The 4,745-nt window shown below is 45.4% G+C and carries 3 protein-coding genes; all 3 read right to left on the bottom strand.

Features of this window, described 5'->3' with window-relative positions:
- Positions 1-18: 18 nt before the first annotated feature.
- Positions 19-1,008 (bottom strand): carbohydrate ABC transporter permease, encoded by a 990-nt coding sequence (locus tag AC1DWN_RS28305; RefSeq protein ID WP_477562223.1) that lies wholly within the window; start codon positions 1,006-1,008, stop codon positions 19-21.
- A complete protein-coding gene (locus tag AC1DWN_RS28310; RefSeq protein ID WP_477562224.1) occupies positions 998-3,964 on the bottom strand; it encodes an extracellular solute-binding protein in 2,967 nt (988 codons plus the stop codon). The genes AC1DWN_RS28305 and AC1DWN_RS28310 overlap by 11 nt, the downstream gene beginning before the upstream one ends.
- A gap of 15 nt (positions 3,965-3,979) precedes the next feature.
- The coding region (locus tag AC1DWN_RS28315; RefSeq protein WP_477562225.1) for an ABC transporter ATP-binding protein at positions 3,980-4,745 on the bottom strand (766 nt) is incomplete at its 5' end.

Genomic DNA, 4,745 nt, shown 5'->3' on the forward strand with positions numbered 1-4,745 from the left:
TCAAACGATTTCCCTGCATTATTCATCCTCCTTCGGCGCAAATAAAAAGCCAAAAAATTTACTAAGCACGTAACACAACAGAAGAACGAAAATGGATATAGCACTGGCATATCCAAGCTCGAACCGGATAAAACCATAGTCGCCGATATGATCGAGTAATAACTGACCGGCATAGTTCGGCGTTGGGTTGGTGCCCGACAATTGAACGCCAATACCGCCGGATTTAATCGTATGGACGATCGCCATGATTGCCGCGAACATCATCTGCGGTTTCATCATCGGCACCGTAATATACCATACCTCCTGCAGACGGCTAGATATCCCGTCAATTTTGCCCGCTTCGTACAATTGTTTGTCCACATTGAGAATACCAGCCAAAATGGCCAGGAATCCAATCCCCATCGAAGACCATATCGAGATAACGATCATTATGTTCAGCAAATAATCTTTATCGATCAATAAATAGACTGGATTATCGATAATGCCCCACTTGAGCAAAAAGCTGTTAATATAGCCGGAGCGATCCCCAGTAAACATGACCGTCCATATGACTGTCATCGCAACACCGGCGGACAACGATGGAGCATACACCGCAAGCGAATACCAGGTACGCAGCGTATTGGGCAGCTGGGAGATTAGCCAAGCAAGCAAGAAGGCAAGAATGTAGCCAACAGGACCTACGAAAACCGCGAATTTGAACGAGTTCGGTAGCACATGCTGCAAAAATACGACATCTTGCGAAAATAAGTTCTGATAGTTAAGCCAGCCACGCCAAGTCGGGAAGTCGAAAGCATTAAAATAGGTGAAACTAATCAGAACACCGGCAACAACAGGGATCAGAATAAAGATGATGAACATCGCCATAAAAGGAAATATAAACGCATAGGAAAGACGGTATTTCCATATTTCTTTCATCAATCCTTGGATTCGCTGCGAAATGCTTAGCTTCGTTTGAACTGCCGGAGAGCTGCTCAACTTCTCGGAAAGGGTCGTTGCATTACCTGTCATTCAGTTTTGCTCCTTTCCACGGTTCTGAAATTGTTTCTATATCCAGTTTTTTCAATACATTCCCTTGCGCATCGACATAATTAAATTCTTGCTGCTTGCGTTTCATCTCACGATTGATTTCTTTATTCGCCTGTTCCAGTGCAATCCGAGGATTTTGCTGATCAATGGCTACTTTGTTCCAGGCAAATCCAAGCTCACGATTGGCCATGTATCCGCCGAGAACGTTCGGATATTCTTTAATCCATTGCCATTGTTCGAGAATGACATCGAGATCATCCTGCTTCCAAGGCATATTAGCGAATGCTTGAACATTGGCCGAGTTCCAGCGGAACGTCTCACCGCGATATTGCTCCAGGTTTAAACCAAATTCCGTTTGTATATCATCAGACATATACCATTTCATGAATTCCCAAGCGAGCTCACGCTTTTCTGCGGGTGTGTCGTTGAACAAAACGTTTGCCGTTGGCGCTCCGCCTGCAGCCCACCTGGCAATCGTACCGTCTGATTGTTTCGTTCCGGGAATCGGCGCAATTGCCCACTCGTTCATAATTTCTGGTGCTGCAACAAGCAATTGCATATAGGTGTTGAAATCGCTGATCCCGATCGGTAATGTCCCGTCTCTGAATTGTTGGTAGAAACTATTGACTTGACGCTCCAGTCCGAAGACATTGTACAAGTCCGTCCATTGTTTGAACGCTTCGAATGCTTGAGGCTCGTTTAATGCGCTCGAAAGACCATCCTTTGTGAACAGCTCTACACCCTTCTGGAAGAATAAGAATGAATAGTTGTCCGGCGGCACATAGAAGTTGGCTTCGTTCTGGAGCAGCGTTGGCAACATCTTATACACGTCATCCCAAGTTTGCGGAACGGTCAAACCAAGCTGCTGCAAAATGTCTTTTCGATAGAACATGATATTAAAGTTGTTGGTTTCCGGAATACCGTAAATTCCTCCGTCATAGCGATAAGGCTGCATGATGCCCGGATGGAATTTATTGATGAGATTCTCTGAGTCCGGGAACTTCTTAAAATCATAAATCGCGTCCCGCAATGCATAATCAAAAATCGATCCGCTGGAAACCCCAATCGCGATGTCGGGCAAAATGCCCGCTGCCTTGCCAAGAACAATCAAATCGGCAGATTGTATCAAGTTGATCCGAACTTTAATACCGTGCTCCGGCGTAAATCGTTCATTGGYCAACTGCTGCAGCTCGTCAACGTAGTCTCGGCCTTTGAACATCCAGATGTTTAGCTCATCGTCAGCATTCTTATCTAGCTGGTTTTTATTTGTAAACGAATAAAATGTCGATTTAACCATATTCAACGACTTCTCGAAGAAGTTAGCTTTCATTCTGGGCAATTTCGCTTTCGGCTCCGAAACAAAGATTTGATCGATCTGAAACGGCGTATCCATCAATTCTTTGCGCTGCGCCTCGATCTTCTCTCGCAGTGTCCCAATAGTCAATTGGCTATATGGAATTTCATTTGGATCTTGTAGTAATTCTTCCAAATCCTTTGCGCTCGTTTTAAATACTTGCGACACATTGTCGTTCACCTTATTAATAGCCAGCATTTGATCCGTCAAATCAGCAAATTGCGTCTTCAGCGTGTCGAGCCTTTCTTTCATTCCAGGTATATCTTTATCTATGTTCCACACCCGGTATTGGTCATTGCTGTTTCCAGTAGCAATGCGCAGCTCTCTGGCAATATCGCGCAGCTCTTTGGAGATTTGGTCGATTTGAATGATAATCGGCATGTAAAGCTCATATGTTGATTCCATCTTGATCGAATGCTTTCCTTTGGTGAGATAAAATTCAAAAGGCTCCCCTTCCGGATTTTTCAGGGTCATTCCTTTCCAAACACTGCTGTAGGGAATCTGAACGTTTTTCATTTCTTGAAAAGGAATTTTTCCATCGATATAAATATTGCGGAATACGGACAAATTTTTACGCAAGCTTTGTCTTGCGCGCAATGTCAAATGATAAACGCCGTCTTTCGGCGCTTCAAATTCCCAAGTTATCGCTTGACCGCCCTTATTCCATCCCATGCCGCCAATCGTATTGAAACGAACCAGATCAAGCGATGCCGGCTTCGTAAGTGGACTGCGATCGTATTGCGTTTGAATGGAAGATGAGTTTTTATAACTGAACTGCTCGCCTTCGATTGCAATGACTTCTTTGTTTCCGTTTGCAGAAACGTTAGGATACAATTCTTTCACATCTTCGTAGGTAGCTAAGACTTTCGGAGCTTGTAGACGGAATGATTTCACGGCGACTGGCTCACGAACCGCTTCGATACGAATCGTATTCATCCCTTTATTCAAATGCCATAGCAACGGCTGGCTGTACGCTCCTTCCGAATCACGAAAAGAAGTCGTTTTCCAGCTTGTCTCTTCACGGATCAAGGAGCGAAGCTGATTGCCGGCATCATCGTATTTCTCCGCGCTCGCTTCAGCAAACTGCCTTTCCAGAGCAATGGAATGTGCTTCACGGAATGGGTAGTCTCCATTGATCCGGACACTCATCATTACCGACTGCCGGTGTCCTCCATCGGCTGGAATATATGGAAAATATTCGGTTTCCAATTCATAAATTCCCTCTGCCTCTGCATTTACTTCGTACTCCACCCAACCCTTTGGCTTAGACCATAAAAGAACGTTGTCTTCACCTTGATAGGAGCCGACAGAAACTTCAGCATCATCCGACTTCGCACTGAAAGATCTTGCTTCAATCCGGATTTCTTGGGCTCCAGCCGGAACGTTGTCACTTCCCCATTTTTTCGCCATCGAATAGAAATAGGGCTCGCGAGTCGAAACATCTTGAAAGACCCGATTTTCACTGCCCTGATCGACAGCGTTTTGCTCCCCTAGCACGTGACCCGATAATACCGGAACACCTGTTAGGGCAACAACTAAGATAAGGAGTAACAATCGTTGTACCGTACGAAATCCCCTCTTCATCACTCGAGCCCCCCATTACTCTATTAGTAAAATCCCTGAATCTTTATGGAAAAACAACGCCTTGTTCATGTCCACGGCCACGGAAGCTTTCATTCCGTCATCAAAGTGATAACGGGGGTGTGCCCTGGCAATCAGATGTTTCTCCATTCCAATATTCATATGATAATAGCGATCCGATCCGACAAATTCGCTCAATTCCATCGTTCCGGTAATGATGGAATGCGGGGACCCTTCCAACATGATCTGTTCAAAGCTGATATTTTCCGGACGGATACCCATTATGATCCCTCTATCGATCAAATTCTGGCGTCTTAATGTATAAGCTTGTTTCTCGCCTATCTTCAATGCGAAACGCTTCGTATGGAATTCGAGTCCTCCGTCGTGTTCTTCCAATCTTCCATTCACAAAGTTCATCGGAGGGTTGCCGATAAAACTCGCAACGAACAGATTCGCTGGTTGATTATATATTTTCTCGGGCGTATCTAATTGCTGTACGACCCCTTTCTCCATCACGACGATACGATCTCCCATCGTCATCGCTTCAATCTGATCGTGCGTAACATAAATCGTCGTTACACCAATTTTTTTATGAAGTCTAATAATTTCCGAACGCATCTGCACGCGCAGCTTCGCATCCAGATTAGAGAGGGGCTCGTCCATCAGAAACGCCTGAGGCGTGCGGACGATTGCCCTACCAAGCGCAACCCGCTGGCGCTGACCGCCCGACAGCTCTCGAGGCTTGCGATCCAGGAAATTCTCAATTTCCAGCACACGTGCAGCA

Source organism: Paenibacillus sp. P4_A7, assembly GCF_056402455.1.